This is a genomic window from Aestuariibaculum marinum (assembly GCF_014596975.1).
Classification (GTDB): domain Bacteria; phylum Bacteroidota; class Bacteroidia; order Flavobacteriales; family Flavobacteriaceae; genus Aestuariibaculum; species Aestuariibaculum marinum.
The window spans coordinates 32,538-52,798 of sequence record NZ_JACVXD010000006.1; the positions used below are offsets into that span (position 1 = coordinate 32,538).

14 protein-coding genes and 4 tRNA genes are annotated in these 20,261 nt (G+C 36.4%); 13 read left to right on the forward strand and 5 right to left on the reverse strand.

The annotated features are described in order from the left end of the window. The first annotated feature begins 14 nt into the window (after positions 1-14). The 4 genes from ICJ85_RS11200 (at position 15) to ICJ85_RS11215 (ending at position 578) form a co-directional block, all read left to right on the forward strand. A tRNA-Gly gene (locus tag ICJ85_RS11200) sits at positions 15-86 on the forward strand. A gap of 26 nt (positions 87-112) precedes the next feature. Further along, positions 113-196 (forward strand) — tRNA-Leu (locus ICJ85_RS11205). A gap of 200 nt (positions 197-396) precedes the next feature. Beyond that, positions 397-468: transfer RNA gene (locus tag ICJ85_RS11210), tRNA-Gly, on the forward strand. 26 nt (positions 469-494) lie between these two features. Next, a tRNA-Leu gene (locus tag ICJ85_RS11215) sits at positions 495-578 on the forward strand. Positions 579-624: 46 nt separating this feature from the next. Here the strand turns inward: ICJ85_RS11215 and ICJ85_RS11220 are convergent. Beyond that, the gene (locus ICJ85_RS11220) at positions 625-1,401 is read right to left on the reverse strand and encodes an XRE family transcriptional regulator (RefSeq protein ID WP_188223887.1); all 777 of its coding nucleotides are present in this window, start codon (positions 1,399-1,401) and stop codon (positions 625-627) included. Between the two features lie 55 nt (positions 1,402-1,456). Between ICJ85_RS11220 and ICJ85_RS11225 the strand changes: the two genes are divergently transcribed. The 7 genes from ICJ85_RS11225 to xylA all read left to right on the forward strand — a co-directional run bounded on the left by ICJ85_RS11225 (position 1,457) and on the right by xylA (position 14,536). Further along, on the forward strand, positions 1,457-4,441 hold the full coding sequence (locus tag ICJ85_RS11225) for a DNA polymerase III subunit alpha (protein ID WP_241739536.1): 2,985 nt from the start codon (positions 1,457-1,459) through the stop codon (positions 4,439-4,441). Next, complete coding sequence (gene dinB, locus ICJ85_RS11230; protein ID WP_188223888.1) at positions 4,438-5,655, forward strand: DNA polymerase IV; 1,218 nt, start codon at positions 4,438-4,440, stop codon at positions 5,653-5,655. The genes ICJ85_RS11225 and dinB overlap by 4 nt, the downstream gene beginning before the upstream one ends. Positions 5,656-5,900: 245 nt before the next feature. After that, a complete protein-coding gene (locus ICJ85_RS11235; RefSeq protein WP_188223889.1) occupies positions 5,901-8,513 on the forward strand; it encodes an alkaline phosphatase D family protein in 2,613 nt (870 codons plus the stop codon). A gap of 10 nt (positions 8,514-8,523) precedes the next feature. Beyond that, a complete protein-coding gene (locus ICJ85_RS11240) occupies positions 8,524-10,587 on the forward strand; it encodes an arylsulfatase (RefSeq protein WP_188223890.1) in 2,064 nt (687 codons plus the stop codon). Between the two features lie 135 nt (positions 10,588-10,722). Beyond that, entirely contained in the window at positions 10,723-11,709 is a 987-nt protein-coding gene (locus ICJ85_RS11245) for a GntR family transcriptional regulator (protein ID WP_188223891.1), read from the forward strand. Position 11,710: 1 nt separating this feature from the next. Then, positions 11,711-13,198, forward strand: a complete 1,488-nt coding sequence (locus tag ICJ85_RS11250; RefSeq protein ID WP_188223892.1) for a xylulokinase — start codon at positions 11,711-11,713, stop codon at positions 13,196-13,198. 12 nt (positions 13,199-13,210) lie between these two features. Further along, on the forward strand, positions 13,211-14,536 hold the full coding sequence (xylA, locus tag ICJ85_RS11255) for a xylose isomerase (protein WP_188223893.1): 1,326 nt from the start codon (positions 13,211-13,213) through the stop codon (positions 14,534-14,536). Between the two features lie 74 nt (positions 14,537-14,610). On the opposite strand, the gene ICJ85_RS11260 is transcribed toward xylA, so the two are convergent. Together ICJ85_RS11260 and ICJ85_RS11265 are read right to left on the reverse strand one after the other, a co-directional pair. Continuing rightward, positions 14,611-15,015 (reverse strand): hypothetical protein, encoded by a 405-nt coding sequence (locus tag ICJ85_RS11260; RefSeq protein WP_188223894.1) that lies wholly within the window; start codon positions 15,013-15,015, stop codon positions 14,611-14,613. 137 nt (positions 15,016-15,152) lie between these two features. Continuing rightward, a complete protein-coding gene (locus ICJ85_RS11265; RefSeq protein ID WP_188223895.1) occupies positions 15,153-16,388 on the reverse strand; it encodes a 3-deoxy-D-manno-octulosonic acid transferase in 1,236 nt (411 codons plus the stop codon). 164 nt (positions 16,389-16,552) lie between these two features. Here ICJ85_RS11265 and ICJ85_RS11270 point away from each other — a divergent pair, with 164 nt between their 5' ends. Together ICJ85_RS11270 and galE are read left to right on the forward strand one after the other, a co-directional pair. Continuing rightward, positions 16,553-17,707, forward strand: a complete 1,155-nt coding sequence (locus ICJ85_RS11270; protein WP_188223896.1) for a DegT/DnrJ/EryC1/StrS family aminotransferase — start codon at positions 16,553-16,555, stop codon at positions 17,705-17,707. Beyond that, positions 17,700-18,722, forward strand: a complete 1,023-nt coding sequence (gene galE, locus ICJ85_RS11275; protein ID WP_188223897.1) for a UDP-glucose 4-epimerase GalE — start codon at positions 17,700-17,702, stop codon at positions 18,720-18,722. Before ICJ85_RS11270 ends, galE begins: the two co-directional genes overlap by 8 nt. An 88-nt stretch (positions 18,723-18,810) precedes the next feature. Here galE and lspA read toward each other — a convergent pair whose 3' ends face one another. Together lspA and fabD are read right to left on the reverse strand one after the other, a co-directional pair. After that, the gene (lspA, locus tag ICJ85_RS11280; RefSeq protein ID WP_188223898.1) at positions 18,811-19,332 is read right to left on the reverse strand and encodes a signal peptidase II; all 522 of its coding nucleotides are present in this window, start codon (positions 19,330-19,332) and stop codon (positions 18,811-18,813) included. Positions 19,333-19,366: 34 nt separating this feature from the next. After that, positions 19,367-20,248, reverse strand: coding sequence for an ACP S-malonyltransferase (gene fabD, locus ICJ85_RS11285; protein WP_188223899.1), 882 nt, complete (start codon positions 20,246-20,248; stop codon positions 19,367-19,369). Between the last annotated feature and the right edge of the window lie 13 nt (positions 20,249-20,261).

Consider the following 20,261-nt stretch of genomic DNA (forward strand, 5'->3'; position numbering starts at 1 on the left):
TCATAAAAATGACTGCGAAAGTAGCTCAGGGGTAGAGCATCACCTTGCCAAGGTGAGGGTCGCGGGTTCAAATCCCGTCTTTCGCTCTGATACTTTCAAAAAAATATACCATGCTGAAGTGGTGGAATTGGTAGACACGTTGGACTTAAAATCCAATGAACATTAGTTCGTGCGGGTTCAAGTCCCGCCTTCAGTACTAAAGCCTTTACGATTTTCGTAAAGGCTTTTTTTTGCTTAAAATCTTTATTAAATTCAGAGTTTACTTGTTTGATTTGCAATTGTTTGGTTAAGGTTTAAAATATTTATTTTTAAAAATAAATAAAAAGCTTTGTAGTTTTAATAATTATAGTAAATTTGCACCCGCAATAGCAATATTGCACGTTCATAAAAATGACTGCGAAAGTAGCTCAGGGGTAGAGCATCACCTTGCCAAGGTGAGGGTCGCGGGTTCAAATCCCGTCTTTCGCTCTGATACTTTCAAAAAAATATACCATGCTGAAGTGGTGGAATTGGTAGACACGTTGGACTTAAAATCCAATGAACATTAGTTCGTGCGGGTTCAAGTCCCGCCTTCAGTACTAAAGCCTTTACGATTTTCGTAGAGGCTTTTTTTATGTTTAAAATTTAGGAGATTATGTTGGTCTTTTTTAGTTGTTCCAGCTCTACGCCCAATTCCTGAAACATTTGTATAATACTGCTTATTTTTAGTTCGCTTTCATCGTATTCCTGAGTATTGATACAACAGGTAAATTCCCATAATTCTAAAATGTCTTTTTTGTGTATGTCGTATGGTTGATAGTTTCTGTTGTCTGAATGTAGTGTTAATATTTCATCTTGTTCGGCGGCTTTAATGCGTTTATAAACAATACCTTCGTTTAGCGTTAAAATAATATAAGTTCTTCCGTATTTAATATCCTGAATATTTTCAACGTAACGTGCTACAACATACGATCCATCCCTTACCGGAAGCATGGAATCTCCTTTTATAGGAAAGGTGCGGTGTTTTCCTGAAGGAAGAAACGGGAGTTTAATTTTTTCGAGTTGCTCGATATATTCTGGATCGTCATACCCATTTAAGTAACCTGCGGTGGCTTTGTTTGGGACAATTTCAATAAGATCTTCGTTGTCTTCACTTACTGTAATAGGAAACAAAATGCGGTGATTACCAATGTTAATAAAAGACGTATCTGAAACTTTTGTCAGGTTGTTTTTTACTAATGCATCAATAGGCAATTTGTAGTAATCCGATATTTTAATTAACAACTCTAAAGGGGGTTCAGATCGGCCTTCTTCATACGATCCCACACGGGAACGTGTAATGCTCAGTTCCTCTGCCATTTGCTCTTGCGAAAACCCTTTTAAGGTTCTCAGGTACTTAAAGTTGACTGCGAAATAACTCATATGCTACAAAATTAAGCAATACTTACTACATATTGTAGTTAATTTTGTGAAATAATTGATAAAGCAGAAAACGTTGTATTTAAATTGTCATTCATATTATAGCCTAAGATATGGTGCTATTACTCCCGAAAACCTGTTGAAAATAGGGCAGTATTATGGTATTAGTGCTATGGCTTTAACCGATATTAACAACACATCGGCTTGTCTGGATTTTGTTCGATTGTCTGTTAATTATAATATTAAACCAGTTATTGGAGTCGATTTTAGAAATGCTGCGCAGCAGCAGTTTGTGGTATTAGCGCGAAACAATAATGGGTTTAAGAATATAAATGATTATTTGTCGCATCATTTATGTCATGATTTGCCTTTCTCAAATAGGACTCAAAAGATGTCTGACACCTTTGTTATTTATCCGTTTAAAAATGAAATAGAAATTGAAGCCTTGCGAGAGAATGAATTTATTGGAGTTGCTATAAAAGATCTTAATCGGTTTCGGTTTTCGAAATACATAAATCATTTAGATAAGGTTGTAATTCTGCAAACGGTGTCGTTTACAAATAAAAAAGATTTTAACACGCATCGCCTATTACGAGCTATAGATAATAACATCCTATTAAGTAAACTTCCGTTAGAACAGCAAGGTACAATACACGACATTGTAAAATCGACAGACGATATTATAAAAGCATTCGAAGAATTTCCTGAAATAATAACGAATACCCAACGCTTACTGGATGCTTGTAATATTGATTTCGATTTTTCACAACAAAAACCAAACAATAAAAAAGCATACACGGGTAATACAGATTTAGATTTTAAATTGCTTAAAAAACTAGCTTATGAAGGGGTGACTTATAGATATGCCGAGGTTAATGATGTGTTGTTAGATCGTATTGCAAAAGAGCTTAAGATTATAAAAGAAAAAGGATTTGTTTCTTATTTTTTAATCAACTGGAAGATTTTGAAATACGCACGTAGTAAAGGTTACTTCTATGTAGGCCGTGGTAGTGGTGCCAATAGTGTTATCGCGTATTTACTACGTATTACCGATGTCGACCCGATAGAATTAGATTTATACTTCGAGCGTTTTATTAATCTGTACAGAACCAATCCCCCCGATTTCGATATTGATTTTTCCTGGACCGACAGAGACGATATAACCAGATTCATTTTTAATCGGTTTGAACATACTGCTTTAATTACAGTTTACAATACCTTTAAATACAAGGCGTCTATTCGAGAATTGGGTAAGGTTTTTGGTTTACCAAAACATGAAATAGATGTGTTGGCTGCCGGAAGTTTCAATTTTGATACTTTAGATGAATTGTCAAAACTGGTTATTACGTACAGTAAACGTATTCAGGGGTTTCCTAATTATTTGGGTATTCACGCCGGAGGCATTCTTATTTCAGAAAAACCTATTCATTATTATACGGCCACATTTATGCCGCCTAAAGGCTATGTAACAACACAGTTTGATATGGTGGTCGCCGAAGATATTGGTTTGTATAAATTCGATATTTTAAGTCAGCGTGGATTAGGAAAAATTAAAGATGCTGTCGAAATCGTAAAGTATAATAATCCGGATGATGTGCCTATCGATATTCATGATATTAAACGTTTTAAAGAAGACGATAACATTAAGTATCTGTTGAAAAATGCCAAGGCCATTGGTTGTTTTTATGTTGAATCACCGGCCATGCGTATGCTGTTAAAAAAACTTCAGGTAGATAATTATCTGGGGTTAGTGGCTGCGAGTTCGGTAATCCGTCCAGGAGTTGCAAAGTCAGGTATGATGCGCGAATATATTTTACGGTATCGGTACCCTGAACACCGACGCGATGCGCATCCGGTATTGCTCAATATTATGCCCGAAACCTATGGTGTTATGGTGTATCAGGAAGATGTTATTAAGGTCGCGCATTATTTTGCAGGTTTAAATTTAGGCGAGGCTGATATGTTGCGTCGGGGTATGTCTGGAAAATTCAGATCGAGAGAGGAGTTTTTAAAAGTGAAGGATACGTTTTTTGAAAACTGTAAAAAATCAAATAAAGGATTAGACCTAACCAAGGAAATCTGGCGACAGATTGAAAGTTTTGCAGGCTACGCTTTTGCCAAGGGGCACTCGGCATCGTATGCGGTAGAAAGCTATCAGAGTTTATTCTTAAAGGCGTATTATCCGTTGGAATATATGGTGGCAACCATCAATAATTATGGCGGATTTTATCAAACGGAATATTATGTGCACGAAGCCCGAATGCATGGCGGTATTATTGAAGCACCTTGTGTTAACAATAGTGGTGTTAATACGATTATTAAAGGGAAATCAATATATATCGGGTTTAAGTTTTTACATGCTTTTGAAGATAAAATTGGAAGAAAAATTATCAAGGAACGGCAAGCAAACGGGGCTTTTTTCGATTTGGACGATTTTATAGATCGGGTGTCTATCGGTATAGAACAGCTTATCATTATTATTAAGATTAATGCCTTCCGTTTTACGGGGAAAAATAAAAGAGAATTACTTTGGGAAGCGCATATGAAAGAGAGTAAATCTGTAACTAACGACCATGAAATAACCTTGTTTAAGCCCAATAGAAAAGCTTTTGTCATTCCCGAATTACCACAAAACCCTTTAGAAGATGCTTTCGATGAAATTGAATTATTAGGGTTTTCGTTATGTAGTCCGTTTCATTTGTTGCGAGAACCTTTAACAGACCCGATGCGCGCATTCGATTTGATTAATAATATTGGCCGTGTTATAACTATTCAAGGGTATCTGGTCACCGTAAAGCGCACGAAAACATCTAACGGTAAGATGATGTATTTTGGAACGTTTTTAGATGTGTCTGGCGATTTTATAGATACGGTACATTTTCCGCCGGTAGCCTTAAAATATCCGTTTCGAGGCAAAGGGATTTATAGTCTTACGGGTAAAGTTATTGAAGAGTTCGATTGTATAACCGTTGAGGTGTCTAAAATGGAGCGCTTGCTTATTATTGAAGACCCGAGATATTCAAATACGCCGTTAGCATCATGAGAAACGACAGGTCGATAGTTCATATGGATTTAGATACGTTTTTTGTGTCCTGTGAGCGTTTATTAGATAACAGATTAGTTGGTAAACCGGTGTTAATTGGCGGCACATCAGATCGTGGTGTAGTGGCGTCCTGTAGTTATGAGGCTCGTAAGTTCGGGATTCATTCAGCCATGCCTATGCGTATGGCGAAACAGTTGTGCCCTGAGGCTATTGTTTTACGAGGGAATTCGGGAATTTATACCAAGTTCTCTAATGCAGTTACCGAAATTATTAAGGAGAGTGTGCCGCTTTACGAGAAATCGTCTATTGACGAATTTTATATCGATTTAACCGGAATGGATAAGTTTTTTGGGTGTCTTCAGTTGGCTTCCGAAATCAGGTCAAGAATTATTAAAGAAACCGGATTGCCTATTTCCTTTGGTTTGTCTGCTAATAAAACCGTTTCTAAAATTGCTACAGGTGAAGCGAAACCTAATAATCAAATACAAATTCTTCAGGGGAATGAAAAAACGTTTTTGTCGCCGCTATCGGTGAAGAAAATTCCAATGGTTGGCGATGTAACGTATAAAGCCATGTGCGATTTGGGAATTAAGCAGATTGAAACCATTCAAAAAATGCCTGTGGAAATGATGTTTAAGGTGTTTGGAAAAAATGGTATTGCTATCTGGAAAAAAGCCAACGGAATAGATGACAGCCCTGTAATACAGTACCGCGAAAGAAAATCGATTTCAACCGAACGCACCTTCGATAAAGATACCACTGATGTTAATAAGCTTAAAAGTATTATTAGCGCTATGGCCGAAAATTTAGCCTATCAACTGCGTCGAGGTAATAAGCTAACGGCTTGTATCACTTTTAAAATTCGATACTCCGATTTTCAAACTTATACCCAGCAAAAACGCATTCCTTACAGTGCTGCCGATCATCATATTATTCCGGTAGTTATGGAGCTTTATAATAAGTTATATCAACGTCGGTTATTGGTTAGGTTGATAGGTGTAAAGTTTAGTCATCTGGTTGAAGGTGGACATCAAATTGATTTGTTTGAAGACGACGATAAAACCATCAGGCTCTATCAGGCACTCGATAATATGCGCGAACGTTATGGTGATAGAGCTGTTATTCGCGCTTCTGGTATGGGAGCAAAAAGCATAAGTCGATGGAATCCGTTTAATGGTGATGCTCCGCCGCTACTAGCAAATAGAAGACGGTAGAAAAATTAAGGGTTTTAATTTTCTGCAACGTTATTGTATTACAAGATACTCTGTTGTTGTAAAATTTAAGAGAAATTATAATGTGTTGTAAATTAGGGTTGTGTTGGTTTTTATAAGTTACTGTTGATAAATATGTCCCCGGTATTCGCATAAAAACTAGTATTTGTTTTTGAAAAATTTATGCAGATTTGTTAGAGGTGTGTAAACCTTAGATGTTAAAATTTATTTTATAAAAAAATATAGTTATGAAACGTAGAGAATATTTAAAAACCATTGTTTTGGGATCTGTTTTACCAATGGCATTTTCCAGTTATGGTTTGTCTCCATATATTGAAGAGTTATGGGATACTAAGAAGAAGGTAAAATTTAAGAGTCAGTGGGATAAATTTCAGGACATGAAATGGGCTGGACCCGAATATTGGGGGAACCGTTTACAGGACTGGGAGTTGCGTGATGGAGCTGTAGAATGTGTGGTATCCGGAAAAAACAGAAACCTGCATTTGTTAACAGTTATGCACCAAAATGGGGACTCAGCTTTAGATTTAGAAGTAACCATAGCAGTGAAACATTTTAATTTAGATAGTTATAAAAAAGGCTGTGTTGGGATGCTGTTGGGGTCAAAAGGAAAATTTGATGATTATCGTTCTGCAGCGGTGTTTGGTAAAGGGTTAGAGGTTGGATTGAGTACTAAAGGTCAACTTCAAGTTGGTGAACAAGAAATAAAAACACCATTTTCAGAAATTCCGAAGACATTTAAATTACAGATAAAAACAAAGCCTTTAAAAAGCGGAGGGCAAAGTTTAATCGTTCGTATTTTAAATCCTGAGAATAATAAGGAATTATTCGAAAGCCCAAAACTAGAAGTTAAAAACGAAGATTTAGCAGGTACGTTTGCTTTACTGTCTAATATAGACTTAGGATGGAAAGTAGAAGACAAACCAACGTGTTCTTTTAGTGATTGGGTAATTGAAGGTAATGCACTTCAGGAAAATGAAACGCAATTATTCGGGCCTGTTTGTTTTGCGCAGTATACTTTGAATAGAGGGAAGTTGAAATTGATGGCGCAGTGTTCGCCATTTGAAAGTTTATCAGGGCATTCGGTTGGACTTGAAATTTTTAAAGATGGAGCGTGGCAAACTATATCTAAAGGAGAGTTGGTTAACGATGGAAGAAACAAACTTTTTGAAGTTGAAAACTGGAGAGAAATAAGCGATGTGCCTTACCGTGTTTGTGTAGAATTACCACAGTCTGATGGAGTAAAAAGGTATTATTACGAAGGAACCATTAAAGCCGAGCCAAAAGATAAAGAAGATTTAAATATTGCAGTGCTAAACTGTAATATGCACTATGGTTTTCCAGATCAGGATATTGTAGATAATTTAAATAAATTGTCGTATGATGTTTGTGTGTTTTTAGGCGATCAGTTTTACGAAGGTACAGGAGGCTACGGTGTACAATATCAAGGAGAATATGATAAACGTTGTTTAGATTTCTTAAGAAAATGGATGATGTTTGGATGGTCTTACCGTGAGGTGTTCCGTCATCACCCTTGTAGTATCATTACCGATGATCACGATGTCTTTCACGGAAATCTTTGGGGCTGTGGCGGAACGCATGCCGATGTGAGTTTAGGTTACGGCTCTAAAGCACAGGATAGTGGTGGATATAAAATGGATGCAGATTGGGTAAATATGGCGCAGTTTACACAAACTGGACACCTTCCAGATCCGTATGATGCGACGCCGGTAAAACAGGGTATTAATGTGTATTATACCCAATGGGATTACGCCGGAGTGAGTTTTGCTATTTTAGAAGATAGAAAATTTAAATCGGCACCTAAAACGGTATTACCTGAAGAAGCTGATGTCTTTAATGGATTCATTAGAAATACAGAATTCGATATTAAAAAACATAGAGATATTGATGCCGAATTGTTAGGAGAACGCCAGGAAACATTCTTAAAAAATTGGGTAGACGACTGGTCTAACGATACACAAATGAAAATTTTGTTATCGCAAACCAATTTTGCGACTATAGCAACACTTCCTAAAGGTTCAACAAGTGATGATGTTGTGCCTAAATTATATGTGCCGGAAAAGGGAGAATATGTTGAGGGCGACGATTTTACAAAAGATATGGATTCCAATGGATGGCCGCAAAAGAAAAGAGATGAATCTTTAGAGATTATTCGAAAAGGCTTTACATTTCATATTGCCGGAGATCAGCATTTGGGAACTTTTGTACAATATGGAGTTGAGGAACACGGCGATAGCGGCTTTGCATTTACAGGTCCAGCTCTTAATAACATATGGCCACGCCGCTTTTGGCCGCCGGTAAATGCAGCAAATCACTCTGTTGAAAATCCGGCATATACAGGAGATTATGAAGATGGCTTCGGAAATAAAATATCAGTTCATGCAGTAACCAATCCATATAACCATCATAAAGAACCTGCAATTTTGTATAACAGATCAACTGGCTTTGGTATGGTTTCGGTGAATAAGAAGAAACGAACTATTACCAGCTCGTGTTATCAGCGTTTTAAAGATATTAATGAAACTGATGCCCAGTACCCGGGATGGCCAATTACTGTAACACAGGAAGATCAATTGTTTAAAAAAGCGAAATACAAGCTTCCTAAGGTTACTATTTCTTCCGATGTTTTACCGGTAATAAGAGTAGTTGATGAACAAGGAGATTTAGTCTATTCATTACCTTTAGCCGAAAAAATATTTCTACCTAAAGTCTATAAAGAAGGGAATTACACCATGCAATTTTTAGTAGATAATGAGTTGAAAAAGGAGATAAAGGCAAAATCTTCGGCAGGGAATGTTGAAGCTATTTCTATTTGGATTTAAGATATTATAGATGTTGAACATTAATAAATTAAGTGTATTAGTAAGTGTTGGCTTGTCTCTCGTATTACCGTTTTCGGTGAAAGCGCAGGAAACAAAGTCAACAAAACCTAATATCATTTTTATTCTAACAGACGATTTGGGTTATGGAGATATCGGTGTCTTCTATCAAAATGAACGTAAATCTAAAGCAGAGCGATCAGAACCTTGGACTAGTACCCCAAACCTAGATCAAATGGCTCATGAAGGAGCTATGCTTACACAGCATTACTCGGCAGCACCGGTATGTGCGCCTTCAAGAAGTTCGTTGTTAACTGGGTTGTCGCAAGGACATGCTAATGTAAGAGATAATCAATTTGATAAAGCACTAGCCGATAACTATACTATTGGTAATGTAGCTCAGAAAATGGGGTATACTACAGCAGCCATTGGTAAATGGGGACTACAAGGAAGCAATGCTCAAGGTTGGCCAAGTGCTCCTAATAAAAGAGGATTCGATTATTTTTATGGGTATATGCGTCATTCCGATGGTCATGAACACTATCCTGTAGAAGGAATTTATCGAGGCAAGAAAGAAGTTTGGGAAAACAATAAAGAAGTTTCTCAAGCTCTTGATAAATGTTATACGACCGATTTATGGACTGCCGTTGCTAAAAAGTGGATTGTCGAGCAAACAAAAGCTAAAAAACCATTTTTAATGTATTTGGCTTACGATACACCGCATGCTGTATTAGAATTACCAACACAGGCATACCCTAATGGAGGTGGTTTAAATGGAGGTTTGCAATGGACGGGAACATCTGGACGAATGATTAATACAGCATCCGGAATGCCAGATTCATATATGCATCCGGAATATGCCAATGCTACATATGATGATGATAATGATAAGAGTACGCCTGAGGTAGCGTGGCCTAAAACTTATAAACGGTATGCTACCAGTGTAAGGCGCATTGATGATGCTGTGGGGGATGTTATTCAATTACTTAAAGATTTAAATATTGATGATAATACCTTGATTATTTTTACTTCCGATAATGGCCCGTCTAATGAATCGTATTTACCAAAAGGTTACGCTGCTAATAACCCCGAATTTTTTGATAGTTTCGGTCCGTTTGACGGAATAAAGCGTGATGTCTTGGAAGGTGGAGAACGTATGCCTTTAATAGCGAGGTGGCCTGGTCGTATTCCGGAAAATGTAAAGGTAGATGAACCTAGTATTTCATATGACTGGTTGCCAACATTTACCGATGTTGCAGGTTTTTCAGCCCCTGCTATTAGTGATGGTGTTTCTATTTTGCCAGCTTTAACAGGACAAGAGTTTCAGGAAAAATCATTGATTTATTCCGAATATGTTTTTCCCGGAAAAACACCAGGTTACAAAGATTTTTCGCCGAACAATCGAAACCGACTTCGTAAGCAGATGCAAATGATTCGATTAGGAGACTTGGTAGGTATTCGTTATAATATTCAGTCTGCCAATGATGATTTCGAAATTTACGACGTGATTAAGGATACACATCAATCCCATAATTTAGCAGGAGCTGATTCGTTAGTTGAGGTTCAACAACAAATGAAAGATAAGGTGCTTCGTATTCGCCGTGCCGATGACAAGGCTAAACGTCCTTATGATGATGCGCCTGTGCCTGCATTAGCTAACGAAGCATTTAAAGCAGGATGGAATTGGAAATCATTTAAAGGGGAATTTCCTTGGTTGCCTAATTTATCAACAATGGAACCATTAAAGGAAGGTCATGTTTCAAAATTAAGTAAACTGAAGTATCGTAAAGGTTTAGGAGAGTTCTTTTTGTTGGAAGGAAACATTGATATTCCAAAAACAGGAACGTACACATTTGAATTTAGTGCTGTTGAAAAAGGCGTTGTAAGAATACATGAAGCCATTTTATTTGATGCCGACTATGGTTATACATCCGGAACGGTTAAAAAAACATCCATGGTTCTTGAGAAAGGAACGCATCCTATTAAAATTTATCTTTCTAATAAAGGGAAAGAACAACAACCATTTCAGTTATCTTATAAATTGAAGAGTAGCGATAGTTTTAAATCTGTTCAGTGATTTTAATTCGTAATTGATTAGAAAGGTCGTTTAAATCATTCTAAAAAAGGGAACTATGTAAAAATTAGTTCCCTTTTTTGTTTTCATATTGAAAAAATAATTATTTTTACAAACCAGAACAGAACAGAACGGTTAATGCTTTTTGAATTAAATTTTAATAGTGATATTCCAAAATACCAGCAGCTTGTTAATGCTATAAATGATGCTTTATCCAACAATACGTTAGGTAGTGGTGATCCGTTGCCATCTGTTAATGTGATGTGTAAAGACTATAGTTTATCAAGAGATACTGTATTTAAGGCCTATTCTATTTTAAAGGAAAATGGCGTGATTGAATCGGTTCCTAATAAAGGGTATTTTGTTGCTAACGATACCAGAAAGGTACTTTTGGTTTTAGATACATTTAAGGCTTACAAAGAAGTGTTATATCATTCATTTGTTAATAATTTACCTAAAAATGTGATTGTCGATGTGCAGTTTCATCACTATAACATTAACAATTTTAAAACCATTTTACAGAATAGTAAAGGAAAGTATTATAAGTACGTGGTGATGAGTTTTAATCATAAGGAAGTCCCGTCTGTTTTGGCAGAGTTTGAGAAAGATAAATTATTGCTAATCGATTGGAATATTCATTCAGAAGATGATAATAATTATGTGTTTCAGGATTTCGGTCAGGCGTTTCAAGAAGCTTTAGAACAGGCCGTTTTAGCATTTAAAAAGTATAAACGTGTGGTGTTCGTTTATCCTGCGTTTACAAGTCACCCTCCAGAAACGGTAGCCAATTTTAAAAGGTTTTGCGATACTCATAAATTGAATTATAAAGTCATTACAGAGGTTAATGATTTTAAAGTAACTAAAGGAGAAGCATACATTAGCGTTAGTGACCGTATTTTGGGAAACTTTTTAGAGCAATGTCGCAACAATAATTTTGAGCCGGGAACCGATGTTGGCTTTTTGTCTTACAACGAAACCCCAATGAAGCCATTTATTTATAAAGGTATTTCGGTGGTATCGACAGATTTTAAAGCCATGGGAGCTGCGGCAGCAGATTTTGTAAATGAGGATAAAACAATACAAAAATATATACCAACAAAATTAATATTAAGAGAATCATTATAACATGTATTATTTAGGACTAGACATAGGAAGTTCTTCAATAAAAGCAGCACTTGTAGAAACCGAAACGGGAAGAAGTATTGGTGTTGTTCAGGAACCTGAAGATGAAATGAGTATGTATGCGGAAAAAAATGGGTGGGCTGAGCAACATCCCGACGATTGGTGGCAGCATGTTTGTAAAGCAATTTCACGATTAAAATCAGAAAATAATATTGAGGCTAACCAAATAAAAGGTATCGGTATTTCTTATCAAATGCACGGTTTGGTAGTTGTTGATAAAGACGGAAAGCCACTTCGAAAAAGTATTATTTGGTGCGATAGTCGGGCGGTAGAAATAGGAAACGAAGCTTTTAAAGCGATAGGAGAGCAAAAATGTTCAACAAGTTTATTAAACTCTCCAGCTAATTTTACGGCTTCTAAGTTGAAGTGGATTAAGGATAATGAACCGGATGTTTTTAGCAGAATACATAAGTTTATGCTTCCTGGCGATTATATTGCATATAAGTTTTCAAACCTTATAAATACAACTATTTCAGGATTGTCTGAAGGCATTTTTTGGAACTTTAAAACCGAAAATATAGCCGATGTTCTTCTCGAACATTATGGTATAGATAAAAACCTGATTCCGGATATAGTTCCAACCTTTGGAATACAATCGATTGTATCTAAACAAGGCGAAAAAGAAAGCGGAATCCTGGAAGGCACACCAATTTATTATCGTGCTGGCGATCAGCCAAACAATGCACTGTCTTTAAATGTATTTAATCCGGGAGAAGTTGCTTCCACAGGAGGAACGTCAGGTGTAGTATATGCCATTACCGATAGTTTATCGGTTAAAGAAAGTTCCCGCGTTAATAATTTTGCCCACGTAAATTATACAAAAAACGAGTCGGCCAGAATAGGAAAATTACTTTGTATAAACGGTGCCGGGATTCAGTATCGCTGGATGCTGAATAATTTGGCAGTGAATAATTATGAAGAGATGAATGTTTTGGCTTCCGAAATTCCAGTGGGCTCCGATGGTGTTTGCTTAATTCCTTTTGGAAATGGAGCCGAACGCATGCTTAACAATAAAGATGTTGGTACGCGTATTTTAAATCTAAATTTAAACAACCACCATAAAGGGCATTTGTGTCGCGCGGCACTGGAAGGGATTGCTTTTTCATTCGTTTACGGTATGGAAATTTTAACTTCCGATGGTATTAAACCAACCGTTATTCGCGCAGGAAACGACAATTTATACCGTTCCGAGATTTTTGCTAATACCGTTGCCACTTTAATCAATCAGGATATCGAAATTTATAATACCACCGGAGCCATAGGAGCTGCTCGAGCGGCCGATTTGCATAAAGGTGATTTTGAAAGTTTTGGTAAACGTATTATGGAAAACGATTATGTGATGACCTATAAACCACTTGAAGATAAAACCGCTTACCAAGAGGCGTACAACAATTGGAAAAAAGAATTAGAAATTATTTTAAAGAACAAATAAACAATAGATACAATGGCATTAATAGGAGATAAAGAATACTATAAAGGTATTCCAGAAATTAAGTTCGAAGGTAAAGAGTCAGATAATCCTTTGGCGTTTAAATACTATAACCCAGATCAGGTTGTAGCAGGTAAAACCATGAGAGAATGGTTTAAATTTTCGGTAGCCTATTGGCATACCTTCTGTGCAAAAGGAGGCGACCCTTTTGGTACAGATACTATGAGTTTTGAATGGGATAAATCTTCGGACCCAATTCAGGCTGCAAAAGATAAAGCGGATGCCGCATTTGAGTTCATTACAAAAATGGGATTCGGGTACTATTGTTTCCATGATGTAGATTTGGTACGTGAAGGGAATTCATTTGGTGAATTAGAAAGTAGATTGGCAACCATTACCGACTATTTAAAAGAAAAGCAAGCGGCTTCAGGGGTTAAATTATTGTGGGGAACGGCGAACTGTTTTTCTAACCCTCGTTATATGAATGGAGCTGCAACCAATCCAGATTTTAATGTGCTGGCTCGTGCTGGAGGACAAGTTAAATTAGCTTTAGATGCAACTATTGCTTTAAACGGAGAAAACTATGTGTTCTGGGGTGGTCGTGAAGGTTACATGAGTTTATTAAATACCGATATGGGACGTGAGTTAGATCATATGGGGCAGTTTTTAACCATGGCAAGAGATTATGCCAGAGCCCAAGGTTTTAAAGGAAACTTTTTTATAGAGCCAAAACCCATGGAACCAATGAAGCATCAATATGATTTTGATACCGCTACAGCGATTGGTTTTTTAAAGGAATACGGTTTAGATAAAGATTTCAAAATTAATATTGAAGTCAATCACGCGACTTTGGCGCAACACACTTTCCAACATGAAATAGAAGTAGCTGCAAAAGCAGGTATGTTAGGAAGTATGGATGCTAACCGTGGCGATTACCAAAATGGTTGGGATACTGATCAATTTCCGAATAATGTGTTAGAGACAACAGAAGCGATGCTTGTCTTTTTAAAGGCTGGAGGCTTACAAGGTGGAGGTGTGAATTTTGATGCGAAAATAAGAAGGAATTCAACAGATTTAGAAGATGTCTTCCATGCGCATATTGGTGGAGCAGATACTTTTGCAAGAGCTTTATTGACTGCTGATAAAATTATTACCTCGTCACCTTACGATAAATTAAGACAAGAACGTTACGTGTCGTTCGATTCTGGTAAAGGAAAAGCGTTTGAAGAAGGAAAATTAAACCTTCAAGATCTTTATCAAATTGCTCAGGATAATGGGGAATTGAAGTTACAAAGTGGTAAGCAGGAATTGTTTGAGAATATACTTAATCAATATATTTAAGTTTAGGTAACAATCTGAATAAAAAAAGACTGCCTTTCAGCAGTCTTTTTTTATTCTTTAATATTTTTTAGAAATTAATCTTTCTTTTTCTCGTAGTGCTCATCAGTAATTTTTTGTACTTCTGCTTCAACAGCATCACTGGCATCTTGTAATGCTTTTCCAGTAGATTTAGCCGCATCATCAACGGCTTTTTCTGCTTTATCAAGTGCTTCATTTGTAGCATCAACAGCATCGTTAGCCATATCGTCTATGTCGTCAGCAGCTTTTTCAAGAGTACTTTCTGTTTCCTCCATAGCGTCATCAGCAGCTTCCATAGCATCATCTGTGGCTTCTTCAACGTCCTCTGCAGCATCTTCTACAGCGTCACTAACGTTTTCCATAGTTTCTTCAACAGGATCTGATTTTTTGGTATCTCGACAAGAGATGAAACTTAAACTTAAGGTGAGTAGAAGGGCAGTGCTTAACAATAGTTTTTTCATTAGTTTTTGATTTTAGGTGTTGATTATAAATATACTAAATTTAATTGTAGAAGTCTGGTTACTCTCTATAAATTAAATATTTACATGTATATACGACTAAATGAATAGTATAGACGTTCTTTATAAAACAGCTAGAATTAAAGGCCTAGATAGTTAATAATTTTATTTACGGCACCTTTGTGGTTTTTAATGTAAGTGGCATTGTTGTTTCCGGTAAGTTCGCGCTTGGCTTTATCCTTAATGAGTTCGGTTAAAATAGTATCGAATTCCGTTTGATTAGCAATTGAAAACATACCATTATTATCAATTAAGGCTTTAGCTTCTGGAAATTTATCATAAATATTTCCAATAATAATTGGTACACTAAACACGGCAGGTTCTAAAGTGTTGTGTAGGCCTGTATTTCCTAAAGCGCCACCAACATAGGCGATGTCAGCATAATTGTAGATTTTAGTTAAAATACCAATGGTATTCACAATAAAAACTTGTGCAGTTTTTAAATCGCGTTGCTCTTTTTCCGAGAATAAAATACTTTCAACTTCAAGTTTTTCTTGAATATTTTTTATTTGGTTCGGTTTGATGTTATGTGGAGCAATAATGAATTTAACATCTTGTGAAGCATGATTGTTGATATAATTAATCAATAAAGCTTCACCTTCTGGCCAGGTACTTCCGGCAACAACACAAAGTTTATCTTGCTTAAAATCTTCAATAAATTCTAAAGTGTTGTCAATATCTAACTGACTAGAAACACGATCAAAACGGGTGTCACCAGAAATTGTAACCTTATTGTAGTTTATAGATTCAAGTAGTTTTTTAGAAGCTTCATTTTGAGTGAAAATATGTTCGAAAGCAAATAAGGCTTGTCGCAAATGTTTTCCGTAGAATTTAAAATACGATTGATTAGGTCTAAATGCTGCTGATATAAGAATGGCACGTAATTGTTTTTTCTTAAGTTCACTCAATAGGTTAGGCCAGATATCGTACTTAACAAAAACGGTAAGTTCTGGTTTTACGAAGTCTATAAAACGTTTGGCATTATGTTTTGAATCCAGAGGAAGATAAATAACAACATCGGCAATAGGTGAATTTTTTCTAATCTCATAACCTGAAGGTGAAAAAAAACTAAGAACAATTTTATGATCTTTGTAGTGGTCCCGTAGCACTTTAAAAACAGGAAGACCTTGTTCGTATTCTCCTAAAGAAGCACAATGAAACCAAAGGGTTTTGTCTTTTGGCGATATGTGTTTTTCTAAAATAGAAAAGGTTTCGCGTCGCCCTTCAACTCCTTTTTTAATTTTATCGTTAAAAGGAGCGATACATTGCAGTCCGAACTGCGCTAATGTAATGCCTGTATTGTAAGTAAAACTCAATGCGTTATTTGTTTGGTGCTAAAATACATTTCTTTAATACAAATTCATTGGTTACCGCATACTAATTTCGTAATTTCGTAGTCTATTAACTCCAAATACAAGTGTTAGTAAAAAAGTGTCTTTCTAATTTTATTAAAGCTTGTAAATAGTTACAATTTTTTTAGATGAAAAGTATTCAAATGGTTGATCTTAAAGGTCAATATAATGAGATTAAAGATGAGGTAAATACTTCAATACAAGAAGTTTTAGAAACCACAGCATTTGTTAACGGACCGAAAGTTCATGAATTTCAAAAGAACTTAAAGCAATATCTAGGTGTAAAGCATGTTATCCCTTGTGCTAACGGTACCGATGCTTTACAAATAGCTATGATGGGACTTGGGTTGCAGCCTGGTGACGAGGTAATTACTGCCGATTTTACGTTTGCAGCTACAGTTGAAGTTATTGCTTTATTGCAATTAACACCTGTTTTGGTTGATGTGAATGAAGACGATTTTAATATTAGTATTGAAGCGATAAAAAAGGCAATTACACCAAAAACAAAAGCTATTGTTCCAGTGCATTTATTTGGGCAGTGTGCCAATATGGAAGCTATTATGGAACTAGCTAAGGAGCATAATTTATATGTAATTGAAGATAATGCACAAGCTATTGGGGCAAGTTACACTTATAGTAATGGAACTAAGGCAAAAGCAGGGACTATTGGAAATGTTGGAGCAACGTCATTCTTCCCTTCTAAAAATTTAGGGTGTTACGGTGATGGTGGAGCCATATTTACAAACGATGACGATTTAGCACATACCATTAGAGGGATTGTAAACCATGGTATGTACGAGCGCTACCACCACGATGTAGTTGGTGTAAATTCTCGTTTAGATAGTATTCAGGCAGCGGTGTTAAATGCTAAGTTGCCAAATTTGGACACCTATAACAAAAAACGTCAAGCTGCAGCAAAAAAATATACGGCCGCTTTTGAAGGTATTGAAAATATAATTACACCAAAATTATCTAACGGTTGTACAGAGATTTGCGATACCTGTGATTGTCATGTATTTCATCAATATACCTTACGTGTAAACAGCACAAAAAGAGATGGTTTAGTGAAGCATTTAAATGAAAATTCTATACCTTGCGGTGTCTATTATCCAATTCCGCTTCATAAGCAGAAAGCCTATGCCGATGAGAGATATAATGAAGCTGATTTTGTAGTAACAAATCAATTGGTACAGGAAGTGATTGCTTTACCAATGCACACCGAGTTGGATGATGAACAAATTGCACACATAACATCAACAATAATAAACTACATTAATGAGTAAAATTTTAGTTACAGGTGGATTAGGGTTTATCGGATCCCATACTGTTGTAGAATTACAAAATGAAGGCTACGAGGTCGTAATTATCGACGATTTATCTAACTCATCTGAAAACGTATTAGAAGGTATTACGGCTATTACTGGAACAACGCCAATCTTTGAAAAATTAGATTTGAAAGATAAGGCTGGAGTTGAAGCATTTTTTAAGAAGCATAATGACGTAGAAGGCGTAATTCATTTTGCAGCCAGTAAAGCGGTAGGTGAGAGTGTTCAGGAACCTTTATTGTATTACGAAAACAATATTGGTACGTTGGTTTATATTCTTAAAGAATTAAAGAAACTACCATCTGCAGCATTTATTTTTAGCTCATCATGTACCGTTTACGGTCAGGCCGATGAATTGCCTATTACCGAAAATGCACCAGTTAAATTAGCTGAGTCTCCTTATGGAAATACCAAACAAATAGGTGAGGAAATTATTAGAGATACTTGCAAAGTAACACCATCATTAAAAGCGATTGCGTTACGTTATTTCAATCCGGTAGGTGCACACGAGTCTGTTGAAATAGGTGAACTTCCAATCGGGGTGCCTCAAAACTTAGTACCTTTTATTACACAAACAGCTATCGGACTTCGTGAGGAATTATCTGTTTTTGGTGACGATTATCCAACTCCAGATGGCACCTGTATTCGCGATTATATTCATGTGGTAGATTTAGCAAAAGCGCATGTTGTGGCATTAAAACGTTTGTTAGAAGGTAAGAATAAAGAGAACTACGAAACCTTTAATTTAGGAACAGGAAAAGGAAGTTCTGTTTTAGAAGTGGTTCAGGCTTTTGAGCGTGTTTCTGGTGAGAAGTTAAAATATAAAATTGTAGGTCGTCGCGAAGGTGATATTATTTCAGCTTACGCCGATACCAATAAAGCAAATAATGAATTAGGTTGGAAAACTGAATTAACTCTTGACGATGCGATGCGTTCGGCATGGAATTGGGAAAAGAAAGTGAGAAGTAAATAACCTAATTGTTTAGATATAAAAAAAGGCTGCAAATTTAATTGCAGCCTTTTTATTTAATGTCATTCTGAATGTGTTTTCAGAATCTAATTTATTCCGTGATTGTTGCTTTTTTCTTGTTTTTAAAGCTGGCAAACAGTAGGATAAACATTCCCGCTGTTACCGAGACATCGGCCATATTAAAAATACCAGTTCTAAACACCCCGCCTAAATCAATAAAGAAAAAGTCGGTTACCGAGCCATAAACGATACGATCATATACATTAGCGATACCACCACCAATAATGCTGGCAAACGCAAAAAGTGACCACTTATCTATAGTTTTATCTTTTAAGATATGACGCAATACAAAACCTAAAACCACAATAGGTAATATAAGTAATACGATAAGTCTAAGCGTCGGGTTTAAATCACTACCCATCCCTAAAAAGGCACCGGTGTTTTCAACATTCATCATTACAAACATATCTCCAATAACAGGAATACGTTCGCCGGGACTTACTTCGGTTCGTGGTTCGATACTCTCTCTTACAATAACTTTAGAAATCTGATCGACCGCAATGGTAACAACAATCACTAAAATAATGTATAAGGTACGCTTGGTAAACTTCATGTATTAACAATTTTTGTAAAGGTCTGTTATAGACTTATACGGTTGCAGAAGCTGTTTCAGACTGTCTGTCAATTTTTTTAACTAATCCTTGTAAAACGTTACCTGGACCAACTTCGGTAAATAAAGTCGCACCATCGGTAATCATTTGTTGTACTGATTGTGTCCAGCGTACAGGAGCTGTTAATTGAGAAATTAAATTTGTTTTAATCGCATTTTCATCGATAACGGCATTAGCGGTTACGTTTTGGTAAATCGGACAGTTTGGTTTACTGAAAGTTGTGTTTTCGATTGCCGCTGCTAATTCTTCACGAGCTGGCTCCATTAAAGGCGAGTGAAAAGCACCACCAACAGGTAAAACTAAGGCACGACGTGCACCTGCTTCTTTTAATGCTTCACAAGCTTTGTTAATCGCTTCAATTTCTCCAGAGATTACTAACTGACCCGGGCAGTTGTAGTTTGCAGCAACCACAATACCTTCGGTGGAAGCACATACGTTTTCAACAATAGAATCTTCTAAACCTAAAACAGCAGCCATGGTGCTTGGTTGTAATTCGCAGGCTTTTTGCATGGCTAAAGCGCGTTGAGAAACTAATTTTAAGCCGTCTTCGAAATTTAAAGCACCGTTAGCAACTAATGCTGAAAATTCACCTAAAGAGTGTCCGGCAACCATATCTGGTTTAAAGCTATCGCCTAAAGTTTTAGCCAAAATTACAGAGTGTAAAAAGATAGCTGGTTGGGTTACTTTAGTTTCTTTAAGGTCTTCGGCCGAACCTTCGAACATAATATCTGTAATATTGAAACCAAGAATGCTGTTGGCTTTTTCGAATAATTCTTGAGCTAAAGGAGAGTTCTCGTAAAGATCTAACCCCATACCTGTAAATTGTGCGCCCTGACCAGGAAATATATAAGCTTTCATCTGTTTATTTTTA

What these genes read in the sequence shown, in the direction of transcription:
- ICJ85_RS11245 (WP_188223891.1), top strand. Translation starts at nt 10,723, where the DNA reads ATGCTTTTTGAATTAAATTTTAATAGTGATATTCCAAAATACCAGCAG.
- fabD (WP_188223899.1), bottom strand. Translation starts at nt 20,248, where the DNA reads ATGAAAGCTTATATATTTCCTGGTCAGGGCGCACAATTTACAGGTATG.
- ICJ85_RS11270 (WP_188223896.1), top strand. Translation starts at nt 16,553, where the DNA reads ATGAAAAGTATTCAAATGGTTGATCTTAAAGGTCAATATAATGAGATT.
- xylA (WP_188223893.1), top strand. Translation starts at nt 13,211, where the DNA reads ATGGCATTAATAGGAGATAAAGAATACTATAAAGGTATTCCAGAAATT.
- dinB (WP_188223888.1), top strand. Translation starts at nt 4,438, where the DNA reads ATGAGAAACGACAGGTCGATAGTTCATATGGATTTAGATACGTTTTTT.
- ICJ85_RS11250 (WP_188223892.1), top strand. Translation starts at nt 11,711, where the DNA reads ATGTATTATTTAGGACTAGACATAGGAAGTTCTTCAATAAAAGCAGCA.
- ICJ85_RS11235 (WP_188223889.1), top strand. Translation starts at nt 5,901, where the DNA reads ATGAAACGTAGAGAATATTTAAAAACCATTGTTTTGGGATCTGTTTTA.
- lspA (WP_188223898.1), bottom strand. Translation starts at nt 19,332, where the DNA reads ATGAAGTTTACCAAGCGTACCTTATACATTATTTTAGTGATTGTTGTT.
- galE (WP_188223897.1), top strand. Translation starts at nt 17,700, where the DNA reads ATGAGTAAAATTTTAGTTACAGGTGGATTAGGGTTTATCGGATCCCAT.
- ICJ85_RS11220 (WP_188223887.1), bottom strand. Translation starts at nt 1,401, where the DNA reads ATGAGTTATTTCGCAGTCAACTTTAAGTACCTGAGAACCTTAAAAGGG.
- ICJ85_RS11260 (WP_188223894.1), bottom strand. Translation starts at nt 15,015, where the DNA reads ATGAAAAAACTATTGTTAAGCACTGCCCTTCTACTCACCTTAAGTTTA.
- ICJ85_RS11240 (WP_188223890.1), top strand. Translation starts at nt 8,524, where the DNA reads ATGTTGAACATTAATAAATTAAGTGTATTAGTAAGTGTTGGCTTGTCT.